This window comes from Citrobacter sp. FDAARGOS_156, assembly GCF_001559235.2.
GTDB lineage: Bacteria > Pseudomonadota > Gammaproteobacteria > Enterobacterales > Enterobacteriaceae > Citrobacter > Citrobacter youngae.
Genome location: NZ_CP014030.2, coordinates 4706620 through 4727498, shown reverse-complemented (window position 1 = coordinate 4727498; position 20879 = coordinate 4706620). Strand labels below are relative to the sequence as shown.

The window sequence follows — 20879 nt, the reverse complement described above, 5'->3', positions numbered from 1 at the left end:
TTATCATCGGTGGCGGCGTAAGCCACATCGCCAGTGGCGTATATATCATCGTGACCTACAACCTGCAGATTGGCATTTACATGCAGACGGCCCTGACGATCGCGCGGTGCGTCAATTTGCGCCGTTAACCCGTTTGCCTGTACGCCAACCGTCCAGATAACGGTCTGTGAGGCAATGGTCTGCCCATCTTTCAGCGTTACGCGGACGCATCTACGCACTCCACTTCCGTATTCACCCGCCACTCGACGCCCAGTTCAGCGGAGGCTTCGATAATCACGTCGCGTAATTCCTGGCTCCAGCGTCCGCCTGGCTGAGTGCCGCGTTCAACTACGACAACTTTGGTCTTAGCATCTTCACCCAGAATTTCACGCAGACGGCCCGGAAGCTCCAGCGCCATCTCAATCCCAGTGAAGCCTCCGCCGCACACCACCACGGTGTTACGCGCGTCGCTCTCAGGCAGGTCGGCCAGATCTTTCAGATGCTGCTCCAGTACCGTCGCGCTTTCAAGTTGGTCAAGGTCAAACGCGTGCTCGGCGGCACCGGCAACGATATCGCGGTTTACGTGGCTGCCGCTGGCGAGCACCAGGCGGTCGTAGCGCGCAGATGAATGTCACCGTTGGCATCCTTCCAGCTCACCTCTTTAGAGTCCGGGAGGATCTGCTCGACGTGACCTTGCAGGAAGTTGACGCCAGTAACGTCAAACAGCGGTTGCAGTGGTGCGACCAGGGTTTGCACGGCGCTTTCATAAAAGCGCGGGCGGACACGCAGCTCTGGCTGTGGCGCAATCACCGTAATATCAATGGTCTGCTGGTGTTTGTCCGCCAGTCGCGCGGCGCTTAGTGCTGCCCACATACCGGCAAAGCCGGCGCCCACGATCAGAATTTGTTTATGCATTGGTTTTTTCTCACTGGTGACTACGAATCATTTACTCGGATTTTATTTGTCGTAGTTAAGGATTGCAATGCGATCCTGATCCTTTTTTCAGTATTACGCCAGGGTGTTTTATTATCTGTTTGATAATATCTATTTATATTTTTATGTTCATGCGGGTTGCTCTGTTATCTGGAATGCCTTAGATGAAAAAGCTACAATAAACTCAATCATTTTGGCTGAGATAAAAAATGGCATTTTACAGTTCCGGGGTTGAGTACGGCATCCATAGCCTGATGTGTATGGTCGATAGCAAAGGCGACGCGCGGGATATGAGCGTGCGGGAAATTGCCGAACTACAAAGCGTGCCGTATGACTATCTGGCAAAATCTTCACCCGTCTGTCGAAAGCAGGTCTGGTGCGCAGTATCGAGGGTAAGGCGCGGGTCCAGTTGGCCAAACCCGCGGAAGACATCACTGTGCTGGATGTGGTCAATGCTATTGATGGCGATAAGCGTATTTTGAATGTCGTGAAATTCGCCAGCGTTGGCGGTATTTGAGGAGCATCCGCCCCAGTGGCTTGTGAAGGCATTTGTGGTGTGCGTTCGGTAATGGACATGGCACAGCAGCGCATGGAAGAAGCGCTTGGCCAGCATACGATTCTGGACTTGGCGCGCAAAATGTACCGCAAAGCGCCAGATACCTTCGTGGTGGAAGTACAGGAGTGGATTGGATGCTCGCAAAGGATAGCGAGTTAAAATGCCGATAGCGCAAGGCGATCGGCATATTGAATGTAGGCCGATAAGGTAATAGCCGCCATCCGGCACTGAAGGTTATTGCTCGGTGCTCGGTGTATTAATCATGCGGTTCAGCCATGGCACCATAATCGCCATTACAACCGTTACCGCCAGGGTCACCAGGCCTATCTTACTGAACACGTTAGTATTAAATAGGCAGCGTCTGGAGTGGGTCGGTGATGTTCTCTGGTACGGCGGTGAACGTCGCGACATAACCCCCCATCAGGAAGGCTGCTGCCTGCGTCAGGAACCACATCCCGAGAATAAAGCCCATCAGGTGTTGTGGCACGAGAGCGGCGACCATAGCCAGCCCCAGGGCGCTAATCAGCAGTTCACCCAGGCTCTGGAACAGATACACCAGCACGATAAACCACGGCGACGTCAACCCCTGCGCATCGGCAAACCACATCCCGGCTGCAGCGGCGGTCAGAAAGCCCAGCGAGCACAGGAACATACCGAGCGTAAATTTCATCGGCATGGTCAGGTCTTTGCCTTTGTTTCCCAGACGGGTATAGATAGCGGCCAGCACCGGACTCGCCAGTACCACCCAGAACGGGTTCAGCGCCTGGAAGCTTACCGGGTTGATGGCGAAACCAAGAATTTCATGGTGCACGTTATTGATAGCAAAGAAGTTCAGCGAAGTTGGCATCTGCGCGTACAGCACGTAGAACACCACCGGCTTCCAGCATCAGGATAAAGGCCACAAACATCTTGTTGCGCCCGGTTTTATCCAGTTTGAAGCCTGACGGAAGAAGATGATCGTCACGGCAATCGACAGGACGATCAGCACCAGGTTGGCAACCTGCACGTGTGCATCAGCCAGGCGCAGATAAATACCATCACTACCGTTCCGGCCAGCACGCAGAATAGATTACGGAAACTCAGCGGCTTATGGTCCGGCTCTGAACCGATATTCTTCACCATCCACGGCAGGCAAAGTAGACCAACAGCGCGACAATAAGCCCGGCCCCGCACAGATTATAGGTCACCGCGTAGCCAAACTTATCGGCAATCACCGGTGCCAGCGACAACGACAGCAGTGAACCGATGTTAATCGACATATAAAACAGGGTGAAAGCACCGTCCAGACGGCGTCTTTCGGTGGATAGCATTTTGACAGCAGGCTTGCCGGGTTGGCTTAAACAGCCGTTACCGACGGCAATGGTACCCAAAGCAATAAAAATCAGGTCGGGCTTAAGCAGTGACATCCCGGTCATGAAGTAGCCGATCGCCAGCACAATGGCGCCGAGTACCAGCGTGCGTTGGTCCCTAAGAGATGGTCGCCGACGTAGCCGCCGATGGATATCAGGCCGTAGACCAGCGCGGCAATGCACCAAAGGTGACAATGCCTGTTCCTGCGAAAACCGAGCTGCTTAACAAAAAATACCGCCAGGATGCCCTGAACGCCGTAATAGCCAAATCGTTCCCATAATTCCACAAAGAAGATCATGAAGAACGGACGAGGTTGCTGCAGCAAGCCGTAGGTGCAGTAGTATTCATATTCCTTCGCCTTTCAAAGCCATCCCGAAAAGTATGAACGCGTATGCTTAAACGCGCCGAAAAAGTCTTATTTTGTTATAGACTGCGGCGATTAGCCGTAAGGGTAGATTATTATAGAGATAGTTTTCGAGATCCAATTAGTTGATCACACTAATTATGATTTATTTGTTGGATTGATGTACTAATTGTGTCTGAATGATAAAAACAAAAACGCCGCGCAGGCGGCGTTTACAGGCTTAACGACTTGCAGCGCGCCGGGTTATCTCCCGACGGCAGCGTTTTTATGCTTCTTCGTCGTCACGCAGCGGAACAATCAACATGTCGACGTGAACAGTGTTGATCAGTTGACGCGCGGAGGACATCAGTTTGCTCCAGAAATCCTGGTGATGACCACAAACGACCAGATCCATGTCGTATTTTTTGATGGCATCAACCAGAACCTGACCCAGGTCGCCGCTACCGCTCAGGGTTTCGGTGATAGGGTAGCCTGCGTTGGTGGACAGCTCGGTTAACGCGCGTGGTGGGTTTCTTCAGAAATGCGTTTCTGCATGTCGCCCAGATTCACGTCGATTAGCCCGGTGTACAGGTCGGAATAGTTTACGTCAACGTGGATAAGGGAGACTTTTCGCATTGTAAGGCCGTGCCATAGAGACCGCTTTTTCAACCAGAACTTTGCTTTCTGGAGAAAGATCAACCGCGATAAGAATGTGTTTATAAGCCATAGTGTTACTCCTTCCATAAGTTGTCGATGACTAGCCTGCTGGCGTTCATTTGCCGCCGCGTCATCCGCGTCCTGCGAACTTTATGCGCGGGGCTAGCCCAGTCGTAAAAACGTACCTTTTAAGGACTATCCTTACATTATAGCGACCGGGATAATCCGTCAATCCGCCTTGCTTGCCAAGTAGTTAAACAAATTTTTTAGTTAATTGCATTGATAGTGATTAACCTTCTGGCAAAAAATTAACTAATCTCCTACACTATTTAGAGAGGCGCTCGGATGCGTGACACTAACACGAGCGGTTTCGGTTGTACTCTTCACTGAATGGTTTGGCAGGGTATCGGGAGCGGTAGTCCCGGAAAGGCGTTCCGTGGGCGGGTCGCCGGGGAGGAGATATGATAAGCACCATTGCGTTATTCTGGGCTTTATGTGTCGTTGCATTGTTAATATGGCGCGTTATTTTTCTTCGCTACGCGCACTGTTAGTGGTACTTCGTGGTTGCGATCCATTACTTTACCAGTATGTCGATGGGGGCGGCTTTTTTACCTCGCATGGGCAACCTAACAAGCAGATGCGTCTGGTGTGGTATATCTACGCTCAGCGTTACCGTGATCATCATGACGATGAGTTTATTCGCCGCTGTGAGCGGGTTCGCGGTCAGTTCATCCTTACCAGCGCGTTATGTGGGCTGGTGTTAATCAGTATGGTCGCGCTGATTATCTGGCACTGATTTCTACGACAGATATAAAAAAAGCGGGTCAGTTTCCTGACCGCTTTTTTACTGTGTATGCATTTAGATTAGCTTCAGGGAGAGCCAGTACAGCACCCCGGAAAGGATAATCGCTGCTGGCAGGGTGAAGACCCAGGCCATCAGAATGCTGGGTTACCGTTTTACGCTGCAAACCGCCACCGTCAACAACCATCGTCCCTGCAACAGAAGAGGAGAGAACGTGAGTGGTGGAAACAGGCATACCGGTGTAACTGGCGAGACCGATAGAGACTGCGGCAGTCATCTGTGCCGACATCCCCTGAGCATAGGTCATGCCTTTCTTACCGATTTTCTCACCAATAGTGGTCGCCACGCGACGCCAGCCAATCATCGTACCGCAGCCCAGAGCCAGAGCAACAGCCATGATAATCCAGACGGGTGCGTACTCAATGGTGCTCAGCATGTCGGTTTTCAGTTTCTTCAGCAGTCGCTGATCGTCGCTGCTTACGCCAGGCAGTTTCACGACTTTATCGGTGTATCAGAGATGCACAGCATAATGCGACGCAGCTGGCTACGCTGCTCAACGCTTAACTTGTCGTAGGTTTCCAGGTTCGCCAGCATACCTTTTGCACGCTCAAGCGCGTTGATGGTATTTGCCGGGTGACAATGGAACTCTGCCGGTGTTGTTGTCGCCGTTTCCGTCGGAGACGGAACAACTGATCAACGCCGGTCGCCTGTTTGAGCAGATCAGGACGCTGCTGGAAGTAGGTTTCGACGTTATTGATAGCATCACGGGTACGCGTAATTTCGTAACCAGAAGCATTCATATTCACCACGAAGCCTGCAGGCGCTACGCCAATCAGTACCAGCATTACCAGACCAATACCTTTCTGCCCATCGTTAGCGCCATGAGAAAACGCCACACCGATAGCGGAGAGGATCAGCGCGATACGCGTCCAGAACGGCGGCTTTTTCTTACCGTCTTTCTTTTCACGCTCTGCTGGTGTCAGGTGAATACGTGCCGCTTCTTGGTGCCGTTCCAGTAACGACGCAGCAAGAAGATCAGACCGCCAGCGAACACCAGACGACAATAGGGGAAATGATCAGCGAACCGAAAATATTGAGCACTTTCGGGATGTTAAGTGCATCCACCACTGAAGTCCCGTTCATCAACGCATTGGTTAAACCAATACCAATGATCGCGCCAATCAGCGTGTGGGAGCTGGATGCAGGCAGACCAAAGTACCAGGTACCGAGGTTCCAGATAATTGCCGCCAGTAGCATGGAGAACACCATGGCGAGGCCATGTGAAGAACCCATGTTGAGCAGCAGATCCGTTGGTAGCATATGCACGATGGCATAAGCTACGCTGAGACCACCCAGCAAAACACCAAAGAAGTTGAACAACGCAGCCATGACCACCGCCAATTGCGAACGCATTGCACGGGTATAGATCACGGTTGCGACAGCATTGGCTGTATCGTGGAAGCCGTTAATTGCTTCGTAGAACAGCACAAAAGCCAGAGCAAGCAATAATAAAAGCCCGGTATGTAAATCCAGGCCAGCAAACAAATGTAGCATAGGACGTTACGCCATTTTGAGGACATGAACGCGGCGCATTATCAGTGACTTTGGCGGCGCGGGCAAAGTGAAATATAGAGTTTTTTTGATTTGTCTCCTGCTTTGTTTTACACCACTAAAGAATTATCCTATAGAATTCAGGTAAATACCTATTATTGATAGTTTGGTGCTGGTGCGACCACTGAGGAATCTTTACAATTCACGCCCGCTTTTTAGAGAGGATCGCAACGTGGAAAGGTTTGATACCGTTATTATAGGCGCTGGCGCAGCGGGTATGTTCTGTGCCGCGCAGGCAGGGCAAGCAGGCAGTCAAGTACTGCTGATTGATAATGGTAAAAAAGCCTGGACGTAAGATCCTCATGTCCGGCGGAGGGCGCTGTAACTTTACCAATCTTTATGTGGAACCGGCTGCATATTTGAGTCAAAACCCGCATTTTTGCAAATCGGCGCTGGCTCGCTATACGCAGTGGGACTTTATCGATTTGGTGGGTAAACACGGCATTGCCTGGCATGAAAAAACGCTCGGCCAGCTGTTCTGCGATGATTCGGCCCAACAAATCGTCGATATGCTGGTGGCCGAATGCGAAAAAGGTAACGTTACGATGCGTTTACGTAGCGAAGTCCTGAGCGTCGCACAGGATGATGATGGCTTCATTCTGGAACTGAACGGGATGACGGTCGGTGCGAAGAAATTGGTTATTGCCTCCGGTGGGCTTTCCATGCCGGGTCTGGGAGCAACGCCGTTTGGTTATAAAATTGCCGAACAGTTTGGTCTGAAGGTTCTGCCGACCCGTGCCGGTTTGGTGCCTTTCACGCTGCATAAGCCACTGTTGGAGCAGCTTCAGGTACTCTCAGGCGTGTCTGTTCCTTCCGTTATCACCGCTGAAGACGGCACCGTATTTCGTGAAAACCTGCTCTTTACGCACCGTGGGCTTTCAGGCCGGCCGTTTTGCAAATTTCCAGTTTTTGGCAGCCCGGCGAATTTGTCAGCATTAATTTGTTGCCGGATGTTGACCTTGCGAGCTTCCTCGATGAACAACGAAGCGCACATCCAAATCAGAGCTTAAAGAACACGTTAGCGATGCAGTTGCCGAAACGTCTGGTGGAATGCCTGCAGCAATTAGGGCAAATCCCGGATGTGACGCTGAAACAACTTAACGTGCGCGATCAGCAATTGCTGGTCGAAACGCTGACCGAATGGCGGGTGCAGCCGAACGGTACCGAAGGGTATCGCACAGCGGAAGTCACGCTGGGAGGCGTGGATACCAACGAACTGTCTTCGCGCACGATGGAAGCCCGCAAAGTGCCAGGGCTGTACTTTATTGGTGAAGTGATGGATGTCACCGGCTGGTTGGGTGGGTATAACTTCCAGTGGGCGTGGTCGAGCGCCTGGGCATGTGCACAGGATTTGGTGTCTGAATAAGTGAAAGACTCTGTCTGCACATAATAAGAAAAAATATCATAGTGATGTGTGATACATGAACTGACTCTGACGTGCGTTTCTTAACTCCAGGAATGATATGATAAATCAGTTAAAATCGCACAGATAAGAGAACGGGAGACACATGGTTATTCCTGAGGTAAAACAGGAGCGGCTCTATCAAAAGATAGCCAATCTCATCATTAAGCTCATCAATGATGGTATTTTTCCGCCGGGAAGCTTCTTACCACCCGAACGTGAGCTGGCGAAGCAACTCGGTGTAAGTCGCGCATCGCTCAGAGAAGCGCTGATTGTGCTGGAGATTTCCGGATGGATCACCATCCAGTCAGGTAATGGTGTGATTGTTGCTGATAAAAAGCATTCCACCAGTGATTATACGATTGAAGAAATCCTCTATTCGCGTGAGTTGGTCGACAGCCATTGTGCGCGTCTTGCTGCTCAGGCCGGGAAAGAAGATCTAATTAGCCAGCTTGAAGCACTGCATCTCAGCATGGAAAAGGCCATTAGCGAAAACAATGTGCATGGTTTTTATTCCCTCGATAAGCAATTCCATCTAACAGTATCAGAAGCCAGCCAGAACCGCGTACTGCTTGATATGTCGCGAATGCTGTGGGAGCAGCGCGTTAACATCCCGTATGCCGGACTGGACAAACGTTCCGGCAATCGGGATGTATTAACCAGCATGAATACACAGCATAAAGCGATTGTGGATGCGATCCGCCAGGCTGATGCTGACGGTGCTTACCAAAAATCGCTGGAACATCTGGCCTATGTCAGACAGATAGTGGGTCTTTAATAACACCACGCTATTGGCTCAGAGCGGCTACCGCTGCACGTGCGCCTACGCTGTGCAATTGCTGACAGGCAGCGGTTACGCGTTCGATAAAGTCTGTGTTCTCGCAAAGGTCTCGCCCAAAGATAGTGTCAATTGCTAACAGCGCCCGGACACGTTCTTCTATTGATGGATACTGTTGATAAATAGCCTGATACTGTGCTGACAGCGGATCTATCACCTCAATCGGATGACCTTGTTCATCCACACCGCTGATGTAGCGCATCCAACCGGCGACTCCCAACATCAGATGGCGGGCATCTTCGCCTTTTTTCAGATGGAGTCGAATGGGGTCCAGCAAGCGTTGTGGTAGTTTCTGGCTGCCATCCATCGCAATTTGCCAGGTTCGGTGCTTCAGTGATGGATTAGTAAAGCGCGCAATCAGCAGCTCTGCATAAGCCGCAAGGTCTGTTCCTTCCGGCATCGACAGTGTCGGCGCTTGTTCATTGAGCATCAAAGCACGCGCAGCGTTGCGATACGCCGGGTTGGTCATCGTATCGGCAATCGTTTCATAACCGCCCAGATAACCAAGGTAGGCCAGGAAAGAGTGGCTGCCGTTGAGCATGCGTAACTTCATCATCTCAAATGGCACCACATCTGCTACAAACTGTACGCCCACGCGATCCCAGTCCGGGCGTCCATTGACAAAGTTATCTTCAATCACCCACTGACGGAACGGCTCACAGGCAATGGCACAGGGATCATCTACCCCAGCTGTTCTGCGATTTGCGCTAACGTCTCTTCTGTCGCTGCCGGAACGATGCGGTCTACCATCGTGCATGGGAACGTTGCCTGTTCGGCAATCCACTCAGCCAACTGCGGATCGCGCTCGGCGGCTAAACCCAGGACAGCGGTTTTTGCGACGTGGCCATTTTCTCGTACGTTATCGCAGGACAGCACAGTAAAAGCCTTCAATCCCTGCTGACGGCGTAGCGCGAGGGCTTCGACGATATAACCCATTGCTGATTTGGGGGACAGTGGGTGAGCAATGTCGTGCTGGATAAACGGATGATTCAGATCCAGCTCGCCGCTGGCGGCATCTGTGCAATATCCTTTTTCGGTGATGGTCAGCGAAACGATGGCCGTTTCGGGACGTGCCATTGCGTGGATAATGGCTTCACAGCCGTCAAATTCAGGATGCAGCGCTTCTTTCATCGCGCCAATGATTTTAAGCTCTGTCGTTTGTGCTCCGCGCTCGGCAACGGTGTACAGCAGATCCTGCGCCTTCAGGTTTTGAATCAGTGTGGCATCGTTTCCGGGCATCAGGTTGACCTCACAGATACCCCAGTCGCTGTCACTGCTTTCCAGCAAATGATGTGTATAGAGCGCCTGATGAGCGCGGTGAAAAGCGCCGCAACCAAGATGTACGATGCGCGAAACGAGGCGTGAACGATCCCAGCGTGGTCGTGGGGTGGAAATCTGGGCAGTGGCGAGATTCTTGTCCATGACAAACTCCTGTCATTGATGATCTTCTTTGATAATGCGCTATCAAAGACCGGTCCTGACTGAAAGTGAAAAACCGCATGGCAGGGATACCATGCGGCAATGTGGTTACTGATTGAAGAAGGCGCGTTGGATAGCCAGTTCAACGCCGCGTACTTCAGCCAGGCCCTTAAGGCGACCAATAGCGGAATACCCTGGGTTGGTTTTCTTTTTCAGATCATCAAGCATTTGATGACCATGGTCTGGTCGCATGGGGATAAGTGAGGCGTTGCCTTCAGCTTTACGTCGCTGTTCTTCTTCGACTATCGCTTTCACTACGCTGTACATATCGACATCCCCGGAGAGATGTGCCGCCTCATGGAAGGTTTTGGGATTCTCTTCACGTTGTGTGGAACGCAGGTGCGTAAAGTAAATCCGTGGGCCGAACTGTTTGATCATATCAACCAGATCGTTGTCTGCGCGTACGCCGTAAGAGCCTGTACACATCGTAAAACCGTTGGCTGTACTGTTTACGGTATCCACCATCCACTGCATATCTTCTACAGTAGAAACGATGCGCGGCAGGCCAAGAATTGGGCGCGGTGGATCGTCCGGATGAACCGCCATACGTACACCCACTTCTTCCGCTACCGGAATAATGGCTTTCAGGAACCAGGCGAAATTTTCCCGTAAGGCCGCTTTGTCGATATCTTTATAGGTTGCAAGGTGGCTACGGAATTGGTCCAGCGTATAGCCTTCCTCAGCACCTGGTAGACCTGCAATGATATTTCGCGTCAGCCGAGCTTTGTCCTCTTCGCTCATATTCACAAAACGCTGGTGCGCCTGTGCAATTTCTTCTGCGCTGTAGTCCGCTTCTGCACTGGGACGCTTGAGGATATGCAGTTCAAAGGCGGCAAACTCAATCTGGTCAAAGCGCAGAGCCTTTGAACCGTCGGGTAGCACATATTCCAGGTCGGTACGGGTCCAGTCCAGAACCGGCATGAAGTTGTAGCACACGGTAAAGATGCCGCATTGGGCGAGATTGCGCAGCGTCTGCTGGTAATTCTTGATCCACAGATCGTACTGGCCCGTGTGGGTCTTGATGTCTTCATGGATCGGCACGCTTTCCACGACCGACCAGACCAGACCGGCTTTTTCCACGATCGCTTTGCGTTTGAGAATTTCTTCTACGGACCAGACTTCACCGTTTGGAATATGGTGCAGCGCAGTTACCACACCCGTTGCACCGGCTTGACGAACATCGGACAACGACACGGGATCATTCGGGCCATACCAACGCCAGGTTTGTTCCATCGCTTTATCTCCTGGAAAAATTAATGAAAGGTCACATTGATCTTCAGATAGCGTTCCGGGTATTGATCGAGTTCCTTCACGGCGTCAGGCACATCATCAATATTCACCACCTTGCTGACGACATCCGCAGGATTAATGTTCAGCGTAGCCAGCATCTGTAACGCTTCTTCGAATTCGCCAGCACTGGTACGTGATCCGCGCAGATCCAACTCTTTAAACGTGATCAGGTTAGTGGGTAACGATGTCTCCTGTTTTGGCCAGCCGGTGAAAGCAATACGACCCGCAAACGAAGCAAGATCCAGCGTTTCGCGAATTGCACTGTTGGCACCAGATGCTTCGACGACAACCTGTGCCATCGTCCCCTGTGTGATATCTTTTATCGTCTCAACAACCTGGGTGTTCGACGGATTGATGACGTAAGGCACGCCCAGCGATTTTGCGTACTGAAGTCGTTCGTCCACGATATCGATCAGAATTGGCGTCGCACCGTAGCGCAATGCGCTCAATGCTGCCATCAGACCAATCGCACCGGCTCCAATAATGGCGATATGCTCCCCGGCCGTCAGTTTGGCGCGATGTAGCGCATGCAGTGCGATAGTCAGTGGTTCAGCCAACGGAGCCATCTCAGTGGCGACGTCATCCGGGATTTTGTGAATCAAATGCGCGGGGTGAGCAACCACCTCCTGCATCGCACCATCAATATGTACGCCAATTACCTTCAGGTTTTCACAGCAATTTGTTCTCCCCACTGAACAGGGGTAGCAATGGCCACAATAAATATAAGGATCAACAATAACGCGGTCACCTTCCTTAATATTTGCTGGCATGCCATTGCCTTGTTTAATAACAATACCAGTGACTTCATGTCCAATAATACGTGGATAGGTCACCAGGGGATTAGTGCCGCGAAATGCACCTATATCAGAGCCACATATTCCAGCAGCATCAACTTTTATTAATACTTCATTATCTTTCTTTTCTGGATAATCAACCCAACGGGTTTCAATTTCACCAGGTTTATTGATGTAGACAGCTTTGACTTTCATTTGTTTTTAATCCTTTATTTTTGACAAATACGAATACCAGACAGCTGGAAACAATCGCAATAGCACCAGCCAGATAGAATGCGTAATCATATTTACCGCTGAACTGAACAATAAATCCGGTGACCAGAGGGCCAATGATTCCGGAGATATTTGCCAGCCCATGCATGGCGCCACCGACGCTACCCACTTTATCTTTGTGTACGACATCCTGAATAACTGCCCAATAAATAGGTCCAGTTAAATACAACAGGAATAACGAGACTGACATCAATCCAACGGCACTGCCGATAGTGGTAACTGTTCCAGAAACCGCTACACAGATTGCCGCTCCAGCCAGGCAAACACCGAGAATGAGACGGCGAGAAAGCAGGGCATTGCCCGTTACCCGATAGATAAAGTCAGAGCATACGCCACCCAATACCATGCCGATTGCACCAATCACCCAGGGGATCACCGTTGCAATGCTGATTTCTTTAATATCAAGGTGTAGCGAGTGGTTCAGATAGCTTGGGAACCAGGTCAGGAAGAAAAAGAGTATGTAGTTATAGCTAAAGAAGGCCAGCGTCGTTGCCCACACCATCGGCTGCTTCATGTAGTAGCCGAGAGAAGGCATCGCTTTACCGTCATCCGCTAAAATGATGTCATCATGGTTTTCAAAATCGACACGTTCTTCCGGGGCGAGGTGTTTACTTTTTGAAGGTTTATCACTGGCAATGAAATACCAAAGTAATACCCAGGCTAAACCAAACAGGAAAATAATACCGAACGCCGGACGCCAGCCTAATGAAAGAGCCAGCAGGCCAACTACCGGACCGGAAATTGCGCCACCCAACGGCGAGCCAGCGCTGAAAATACCGATGGCAGTGGCAGATTCTTTACGCGAAATCCAGTTATTGATAATTTTATTACCTGCAGCACTGACCGGCCCTTCAGCCATGCCGAATAATACGCGGACAGCCAGCATAGTCCATAATCCAGTAACCAGACTGGTCATCCCACAAAATACTGACCAGAGTAACGCGGCGACCAGAAATACTGTTTTGGGACCAAATCGGTCACTGGCCCAGCCACCGATAAAGTTAAACAGTGCATAACCAACAAAGAATGCGCTGAATATCATACCCATCTCAGCAGCATTGAATCCTAATTCCTTTTCGATGAGTGGAGCGGTGATCGACAATGCTGAACGATCCATATAGTTAAGCATGTAAACTATAAAAAGAAGAAAAACGATAAGCCATCCCATTGTTTTTCTTTTCATGATATATCCTCTTATTGTGGTCTAGCGGCCTGACCACAATATTTAAAACCTATTTTAAGATCACCATTCTTTTGATGCGAATGTGATCAACATAACGAAAAATTAGTGCTTTAAATAATCACGATCAAATGTGTGTTGGCATATCTTTATGAATTTTAAGGTTTTTGTTGTGAGCGGTAAAATTTAGGATAAAAGCGAACTTGGTATTCAACACCTATTTTGGATGGATATTGCAATAGCGTCGTACAGGGAGAACGGCGAACGTTCAGCGCAAATCAGGCGGCTACGTACAGTCACAGTGGTATCCCACCCGCTGAGAACAGAAAAATGGCTCATAATGACCTCGTTTTGTAATGATTCATTAACATTTGGGCTACATGTCACAGAATCAACGATGAGACTAAAAGTCGCTTTGACACGCTTTGGGTTACCTTCTAGAGTGGAAAAATACAGATTTTAGATAAGAGACTATCTGTGAAATTAAGATGGTCTCTTATTGCATTTTTTTAGCTAATGGCGACCTTCTTCCGAATATTATGAAGGGGAAAGCCATGTCCGCATGTTCATTCTCAAATCCGATAAAAATCCGCGGTGTAGATGATGTCATTAATTGCATCGATGCCAGGGGAAAAATCAGTGGCAGAGCTGGTGTTATTTGGTGGTTGGCACTAGGCGGCCTTTTTCTTGATGCTTTTTCAAATTCAGCTCTCAGTGCTGGATTAAACCCAATGACCCGCAATTTAAATCTTACTGCGACCGAAGTTGCACTGCTTACCTCATTTTCATCCTGGGTCGCCATATTATTTAACCCGATTGGCGGCTGGATAGCCGATCGCTGGGGTCGTGTGCCACCGCTGATCATTGCCAAAATAATGGCGGTGATTGGTGCTTTGTTGGTGATGTCATCCTCCAGTTTTAGCACGATAATCGTGGGTCGCTTCTTTGTTGGCGTCTCTTACGGGATGGACTTTGCTGTGGCAATGGCCATGCTGGCAGAGTTCACGCCTGTGAAACTCAAAAGCCGTCTAAATACCTGGCAGGGTGTCTGGTATGTTGCCGTTTGTTTAAATTTGGTATTAGCGCTGATGTTTTACTCATGGGACGTAGGTGATGCCATCTGGCGTTATTCCATTGCTGTAACGGCGTTATGTGGAATCATCGTTCTGTTTTTCCAGTTCCGTTATTTAGTGGAAAGCCCGGTTTGGCTGGCAAGGAAATCCCGATTACCTGAAGCTATCGTTTCCATGAATAAAATATATGGTGAACAGTTTATTCTGGCGCCGAAAGTAGAACAGAAACCCGTTATTGGTCAGGCTGAAAAAGGCGCAAGAAATGTGCTGTTAATATTCCGTGGCGTCTATTTACCACGTACGATTCTGGCTTCGACCGTTCAAATCTGTCAGTCAATCCAATATTTCGGTGTGGGCTGGTATTTACCGGTTATTAGTGCTGCGATGTTTGGTAAAAATTTTGTTTACGCAACCTTATGTTCACTATTTTTTAACGTTTTCGGTATCGTCGGCGGTTTCTTATCTCCCGCGATTGGCCGCCGTCTGGGATTGCGCCGCTCCTCGGCGATCGGTTTTGCCGTGGCCTTCCTCGTGCTACTCACGCTGGGTCTGTTCAGTGACACTATGCCACTTTGGGCCTCTTTGCTGGTCCCTGCACTGTTTATTCTTTGCCACTCTGGCGGACCTGGTGCAAACGGGAAAAGCCTGTCGTCACTCTCTTTTCGCAGTGAACTGCGGGCTGGCGCGAACGGCGTGGTCGGTGCGCTCGGGGCAATAGGTGCGGCGCTCGGGCTGTTTATTTTCCCGGTATTCCGTGATTTGTATGGCCTGCAAACGACCTTCCTGATCATGTCTGCCGTGCCGCTGTTTGCGAGCATTATCTGTTTTGTTATTCCGTGGGACCCCACTCGCACCATTATTCAGCCGGATAACGAGCCAGGTGCGCCGCAGTTCGAATCACCCCATTCACCTTATCCAGAGTCGATGACCCCAGAATCAAACAGGAGTACGAAATGAGTGAATACGAAGATGTCATTCTGGCTATCGATGAAGGTACATCGGGGACCCGTGCGGCAGTTGTTGCACAAAATAGCCAGGTTCACTGCCTGGAATACCAGCCGCTTCAGGTCAGCAGTCTGCGTCATGGTGTGGTGGAACAAGATGCTGATGAGGTCTTGCAGGCCACTATTGAGGTTTGTCGCAAAGCGATAGCTAACGCGCAATGCAACAAGATGCGCATTGTGGCGCTGGCGATTGCGACCCAACGCTCAACGGCAGTGCTGTGGGATGCGCAAACGGGTAAGGCATTAACTCCGGCGATGGTATGGCAGGATGCGCGTTTCACGGATGAACTGGCCCAGTTAGCCCCTGAATGGGATGCAAAACTGCTGCCGCGGATTGGGCGACCGGTTGGGATACGCTCTCCTTATCTTTGGGCGTCGCGCCATCTTGCCAATACGCCTGCGGTGGCGAAGGCGTATCAGGCTGGAACGCTGGTCTTTGGTACCGTTGATAGCTGGTTGCTTTGGCATTTGGCGCAGGAGAAAAAAAGTGTCACCACACCGACAAATGCCACCTCCGCTGGCGCGTATTGCCTCAAAGAGCATCACTATCATTTGCCATGGCTACAGACTCTGGGCTTCCCGGCGTCATTGCTGCCTGAATTACATGATGATGCCGATGACTTCGGCACCACTCATGAAGATATTCTGGGGATAAGCGTGCCGATCCTGGCCTGCGCAGGGGATCAGTTTGCAGGGGCTATTGGGCTGGGGTGTACCGAGCGAGGACAGGCTTTTTGTATGCATGGCACTGGCAGCTTTGTTGATTTAATGATGGGGCCAACGGTACCAACCTTGCAAAAGGGCTGTGAAAGTACGCTCACCATGACGGCGCGCCGCCAAAAAGGGCTTTCGCATTTCTCTGTCGAAACCTTTGTCCCCACTACCGGTTCGGCGCTCAACTGGGTGTGCGAAAAACTGCATTGGTTTGACTCACCCGAACAGATCAGCGAACTGGCCGCGCAGGCTAGCGACGCGGGTGGCGTGAGTTTTATTCCGGCGCTAACGGGGCTACGCGTACCCCATCTCCAGCCTCATGCCCGTGCGTCCCTGAACGGTATCTCAATCTCGACCACGCGCTCGCAGGTGGCCTACGCGATTCTGGAAGGGATTGCGCATTCGGTCGCGGCCTGTATTCGCGCAAATGAAGCGGCAACCGGGATCCCCACAAAAGAGTTGGTAGTCGGGGGAGGGTTATCCAATAGCGATACGTTATTGCAAATCCAGGCCGATCTTAGCGGTATTCCCGTGCGGCGAATGGCCGAAACGGCGCGGGCAAGCTTACGTGGCGTTGCGTTTTTGGCTGGTGCCGATGGGCTGCTGTGGGACTCGCTGCCGGATGCCTGCGCCATGCTAAAAACCGCGCGGCTATTTGAGCCGAAAATCAGTCATGACCTTCGCGAACAAAAAATTAACCGCTGGGCGATGCGTATTGCACTCGAAATGGAAGCCGCCGACAGCCTCACCTCAGCTAATCAGGAGCACACTTACTCATGAAGTTTTTCCCTTCGCGAAAGCCCAACAAAACCTGTAGTGAGATGTACGGTGCAGAGCCATTACGTCTCCAGCGCGCTGAACAACTGGATCGACTGGAAAGCGACACCTACGACATTCTTATTGTCGGTGGTGGCGTAACCGGAGCCTACGCGGCGTTGGATGCCAGTCTGCGTGGCTACCGGGTGGCGCTGATTGAGAAAAGTGACTTTGCCTCAGGCACGTCATCAAAGTCATCGAAAATGGTACACGGCGGTCTGCGCTATATCGAACAAGGGAATCTGGGGCTGGTTCGCCACTCTTTACTCGAACGCCAGCGTATGCGGAGGAATGCCCGTCATCTGGTGCAACGGTTACCCTTTTTATTCCCGGTACTCGATAAAAATGGCGTATTCGACAAGCGGATGTCTGCTGCATTTGAAAGCCTGCTCTGGACCTACGACCTTGCGGGAGGATGGCGGGAAGGCATCCTTCACCAAAAACTTACCCCTGCGGAAGTGCTGTCGCATTGCCCGACGCTCAAAGAAGAACAGCTATCCGGTGGTTTTATGTATTTCGATGCCCGTGTCGACGATGCCCGACTTACGTTGGCATTGGTGCGCACGGCGGCGTTTCATGGCGCGGTGGTGACCAACCATGCGGAAGTCATCGAAACCACGCGCGACCAGCACGGCAAAGTGAATGGGGCCATCGTCTGTGCCGATGGCAGAGAAATTCAGGTCAACGCGCGGGTTGCCATCATGGCGACGGGCGTCTGGCTGCGTGACTGGAATGGGCTGAAAAAAGGTGACGCATCACCGCTGAATATCCGTCCTGCCAAGGGGGTACATGTTGCTATTCCGTGGATGAAGATCCGCAATGATTGCACGGTGACGATCCCGGTTGCCGGGCGCAGCCGCCGCGCGACGATCACCCGTTGGGGCAACGTTTCCTATTTGGGGACCACGGATGAGGATTATCAGGGCGATCTCAATGATGTTCACTGCAATCGCGCTGAATTGGACTTTCTGCTGGAAGGTGCGAATTCGGCATTGAAAACCGATCTCCGCCCGGAAGACGTGGTGGGTAGTATCGCCGGTTGCCGCCCTCTGGTGGGGACGGCGGGAGGCAAGACCGTTGAAATGAAACGTAATCATGAAATCACGGTTGCGGCAGATGGTCTGATTACGATTGTCGGCGGCAAGCTGACGACATCACGTCATATGGCAGAAGAGACCATCGATGCCGCCAGCAAAATACTCGGCCGTAAAAAGGCCTGCTCAACTAAAACCGCCTGGTTGCTGGGGGCGGCGGGCTATGACCCGCAGGCGATTCTGGCATCGGGCGGTTTGTCTGCGCACCTGGGGGAGCGCTACGGGACTGAAGCGCATTTTGTCAGTGACCTTATCCAGTCCAATCCCTTACTGGCAAAGCCAATTGTGGAAGGGCTTCCCTATACCGAAGCTGAAGTGGTGTATGCCGTGCGCCATGAACTCGCCAGCACCATTGATGATGTGTTATCGCGCCGAATTCGTGCCCGTCTGATGGCTCGTGATGCGTCAGCGAATGCTGCGCAACGCGTGGGGGAAATTCTGCAACAAGAGCTCAAGCTTCAGCCTGAACAGGTGGCCCGGCAGGTAGCCAGCTATCAGACGGCAATTAAACATGAAAAATCAACACTTATGGGGACATCCGAATGATCAGTAAAGAAGCGATTAAACGCGGTTACAACCGTGGAAATTATACTGTAGGTGCACACACGCGCCCGGCATGGGCGACGGATATCAAAAGCAGCGGTGGCGCGAAAGGGATGCAGATTGATCCGGTGGCGATGAGCGAAGCGACGTTTGATCGACTGCGGGTCATTGCAGATGAGGTGCTGACATCGGAATCTGATGTGATTACCTGGACCCGCGACTGGTGGGCCGGTTCGATGATTGCGGAAACCCAGGGCGCACCGGCCACGTCAAAAGGGGCGATTGTACGTGTCTCTACGGTAGAACAAATTCAGGATGTGATGCGTCTGGCGAATGCGTTGGCAATCCCGGTCACGGTTTCCGCCGGGCGCAGTAACGTCACTGGTGCCGCATTGCCGTTGCGGGGAGGCATTGTGCTGGACGTTTGCGAACTCAACAAACTTATCGACTTCGATCCACAAAGCCAGATTGTTGACGTTGAAGCCGGCATGTTCGGCGACATTTTTGAACAAACTATCCAAAAAGAGTACGGCATGACGATGGGCCACTGGCCGTCATCGTTTGGTATCAGTACCGTGGGCGGTTGGGTGGCCTGTCGTGGCGCGGGACAGCTGTCGACCCGCTACGGCAAAATTGAAGATATGGTTTATGGGATGGATGTCGTCCTTGCTGATGGCCGCTTAATCACCGTGGGTGGCTATGCGCGTAGCGCAACGGGGCCTGATCTACAGCAGATGTTTATTGGTTCTGAAGGCACATTGGGTGTGATTGTCCGTGTGCGTTTGAAGCTTCATCGCCTGCCGGATTATGGCCGCGCCATCGCCTGGGGTTTTTCCAGCTTCGCCAGTGGACTGGAGGCATGTCGCGAAATCTTACAGCATGGGGCGAATCCGGCGGCACTGCGTTTGTACGATAACCTGGAAAGCGGCGTGCAGTTTGGTCTGCCAGAGACCAATGTCCTGTTGATTGCGGATGAGGGGGAGTCTGAGATTGTCGATGCAGTAATGGCTATCAGCGAACGTGTGTGCCAACGCGGCGGACAACAACTCGACGGCGAGGCTATTTTTGAACGCTGGCTGGACACCCGATATCTGACCGGAAAAAGTGCTGAAGGTTTTAAAAAGAGCCCGGGTCTGGTGGCGGATACGCTGGAAATGGTGGGACGTTGGCGCGATCTTAGCGACGTGTATGATGATGTGGTGGCCGCTATTAACGCCGTACCCGGCACGCTGGCCGGTTCGGCGCATCAGTCTCACGCCTACATCGACGGCGCATGCCTCTATTTCTCATTGCGCGGTGATGTGGCGATTGAGCAACGTGCGGCCTGGTATCGTGCGGCATGGGATGCAGCGAATGCGGTGCTAATTAAGCACAACACCTCCCTTAGCCACCATCATGGTGTTGGTCTCCTGCGTTCGCCCTATATGCAGGCTTCTTTAGGCGAATCGCTTTCCGTTCTGGCGGATATCAAATACGCGCTGGATCCGAAAAACATTCTTAACCCAGGCAAACTGGGGTTAAGCGTCGATCTTCCTTCACATCAGGCAGGTCAGTAATGATCAAAAATCTTGGCGTGCTCCTGGCACGGCAGCCCGTCATTATGGCGATTTACGGTATTGAGCAATTGAAAACCGCGCTGTCCAGCAAGGCGGAAGTCTGCATTATTGCCAATATTGACCTGATTAAGCTCCATCCGGTGATAGAACTGCTGTCGCAGGCGGGGAAGTACGTCATCGTGAATATCGACAGCTGCAATGGGCTGTCCCAGGATAAGGGCGGCATTGATTATGTGGCCGAAACGGGAGCGATGGGGTTGCTCTCGACGCGTTTGCAAACCGTACAGCGAGCGAAAAAGTGTGGACTGGTGACGATGCAGAAAATCTTTGTCACCGACCGTTCTACCTGGCTACGCAGCCTGAAAGCCGTAGAACAAAGCGAACCCGATTACGTGCAACTGATGCCCGCGCAGATGTTGCCGCTACTCTCACAGGCTGACCGTAATGTGTTGCCGCCAATAGTGGCATCAGGCTTCGTCTGTAACGAGGAACATGCTCAAACGGCGCTGTTACACGGCGCGATAGCCGTTTCGAGCAGTGATAGCGCGTTATGGGATATAGACCTTCACCGTTAGAACACCGGGAGCCCGAC

General features: G+C 51.5%; 11 protein-coding genes and 7 pseudogenes. 9 read left to right on the top strand and 9 right to left on the bottom strand.

Annotated features, from left to right (window positions below):
• Nucleotides 1–2 precede the first annotated feature (2 nt).
• A pseudogene (locus AL515_RS23390) lies at nucleotides 3–894 on the bottom strand (NAD(P)/FAD-dependent oxidoreductase); the annotation flags it as partial.
• Nucleotides 895–1121: 227 nt separating this feature from the next.
• Between AL515_RS23390 and AL515_RS23385 the strand changes: the two are divergent.
• Nucleotides 1122–1627, top strand: a pseudogene (locus tag AL515_RS23385) (RrF2 family transcriptional regulator).
• 187 nt (nucleotides 1628–1814) lie between these two features.
• Here AL515_RS23385 and AL515_RS23905 read toward each other — a convergent pair.
• The 3 genes and pseudogenes from AL515_RS23905 to AL515_RS23675 all read right to left on the bottom strand — a co-directional run bounded on the left by AL515_RS23905 (nucleotide 1815) and on the right by AL515_RS23675 (nucleotide 3888).
• Entirely contained in the window at nucleotides 1815–2339 is a 525-nt protein-coding gene (locus AL515_RS23905; RefSeq protein ID WP_236871742.1) for an oligopeptide:H+ symporter, read from the bottom strand.
• 244 nt (nucleotides 2340–2583) lie between these two features.
• The gene (locus tag AL515_RS23900; RefSeq protein ID WP_225807922.1) at nucleotides 2584–3012 is read right to left on the bottom strand and encodes a POT-type proton-dependent oligopeptide transporter; all 429 of its coding nucleotides are present in this window, start codon (nucleotides 3010–3012) and stop codon (nucleotides 2584–2586) included.
• A gap of 435 nt (nucleotides 3013–3447) precedes the next feature.
• Nucleotides 3448–3888 (bottom strand): annotated as a pseudogene (locus AL515_RS23675) (universal stress protein).
• A gap of 391 nt (nucleotides 3889–4279) precedes the next feature.
• Between AL515_RS23675 and uspB the strand changes: the two are divergent.
• Nucleotides 4280–4614, top strand: a pseudogene (gene uspB / locus AL515_RS23365) (universal stress protein UspB).
• 63 nt (nucleotides 4615–4677) lie between these two features.
• Here uspB and pitA read toward each other — a convergent pair.
• A pseudogene (pitA, locus tag AL515_RS23360) lies at nucleotides 4678–6174 on the bottom strand (inorganic phosphate transporter PitA).
• A 229-nt stretch (nucleotides 6175–6403) separates the two neighbouring features.
• Between pitA and AL515_RS23355 the strand changes: the two are divergent.
• Nucleotides 6404–7597: pseudogene (locus AL515_RS23355) on the top strand (NAD(P)/FAD-dependent oxidoreductase).
• A gap of 142 nt (nucleotides 7598–7739) precedes the next feature.
• The gene (locus tag AL515_RS23350; RefSeq protein ID WP_048213623.1) at nucleotides 7740–8411 is read left to right on the top strand and encodes a FadR/GntR family transcriptional regulator; all 672 of its coding nucleotides are present in this window, start codon (nucleotides 7740–7742) and stop codon (nucleotides 8409–8411) included.
• 10 nt (nucleotides 8412–8421) lie between these two features.
• Here AL515_RS23350 and AL515_RS23345 read toward each other — a convergent pair.
• The 4 genes and pseudogenes from AL515_RS23345 to AL515_RS23330 all read right to left on the bottom strand — a co-directional run bounded on the left by AL515_RS23345 (nucleotide 8422) and on the right by AL515_RS23330 (nucleotide 13490).
• Nucleotides 8422–9893 (bottom strand): annotated as a pseudogene (locus tag AL515_RS23345) (fructuronate reductase).
• A 105-nt stretch (nucleotides 9894–9998) separates the two neighbouring features.
• Complete coding sequence (uxuA, locus tag AL515_RS23340) at nucleotides 9999–11183, bottom strand: mannonate dehydratase (protein WP_061066768.1); 1185 nt, start codon at nucleotides 11181–11183, stop codon at nucleotides 9999–10001.
• 20 nt (nucleotides 11184–11203) lie between these two features.
• Entirely contained in the window at nucleotides 11204–12229 is a 1026-nt protein-coding gene (locus AL515_RS23335; RefSeq protein ID WP_061066767.1) for a zinc-binding dehydrogenase, read from the bottom strand.
• Nucleotides 12201–13490, bottom strand: a complete 1290-nt coding sequence (locus tag AL515_RS23330) for an MFS transporter (RefSeq protein WP_048213619.1) — start codon at nucleotides 13488–13490, stop codon at nucleotides 12201–12203. The genes AL515_RS23335 and AL515_RS23330 overlap by 29 nt, the downstream gene beginning before the upstream one ends.
• Nucleotides 13491–14218: 728 nt before the next feature.
• Here AL515_RS23330 and AL515_RS23325 point away from each other — a divergent pair.
• From AL515_RS23325 to AL515_RS23305, 5 genes are read left to right on the top strand one after another with little or no spacing between them, the layout of a single operon-like run.
• On the top strand, nucleotides 14219–15517 hold the full coding sequence (locus AL515_RS23325; RefSeq protein ID WP_236871741.1) for an MFS transporter: 1299 nt from the start codon (nucleotides 14219–14221) through the stop codon (nucleotides 15515–15517).
• Nucleotides 15514–17058, top strand: a complete 1545-nt coding sequence (locus tag AL515_RS23320) for an FGGY family carbohydrate kinase (RefSeq protein ID WP_061068774.1) — start codon at nucleotides 15514–15516, stop codon at nucleotides 17056–17058. Before AL515_RS23325 ends, AL515_RS23320 begins: the two co-directional genes overlap by 4 nt.
• On the top strand, nucleotides 17055–18734 hold the full coding sequence (locus tag AL515_RS23315) for a glycerol-3-phosphate dehydrogenase/oxidase (protein WP_061068773.1): 1680 nt from the start codon (nucleotides 17055–17057) through the stop codon (nucleotides 18732–18734). Before AL515_RS23320 ends, AL515_RS23315 begins: the two co-directional genes overlap by 4 nt.
• Nucleotides 18731–20287 carry an FAD-binding oxidoreductase gene (locus AL515_RS23310; RefSeq protein WP_061068772.1) on the top strand — a complete coding sequence of 519 codons (1557 nt, stop codon included), beginning with the start codon at nucleotides 18731–18733 and terminating at the stop codon, nucleotides 20285–20287. The genes AL515_RS23315 and AL515_RS23310 overlap by 4 nt, the downstream gene beginning before the upstream one ends.
• Complete coding sequence (locus AL515_RS23305) at nucleotides 20287–20862, top strand: glycerol-3-phosphate responsive antiterminator (protein ID WP_048213614.1); 576 nt, start codon at nucleotides 20287–20289, stop codon at nucleotides 20860–20862. Before AL515_RS23310 ends, AL515_RS23305 begins: the two co-directional genes overlap by 1 nt.
• Nucleotides 20863–20879 lie beyond the last annotated feature (17 nt).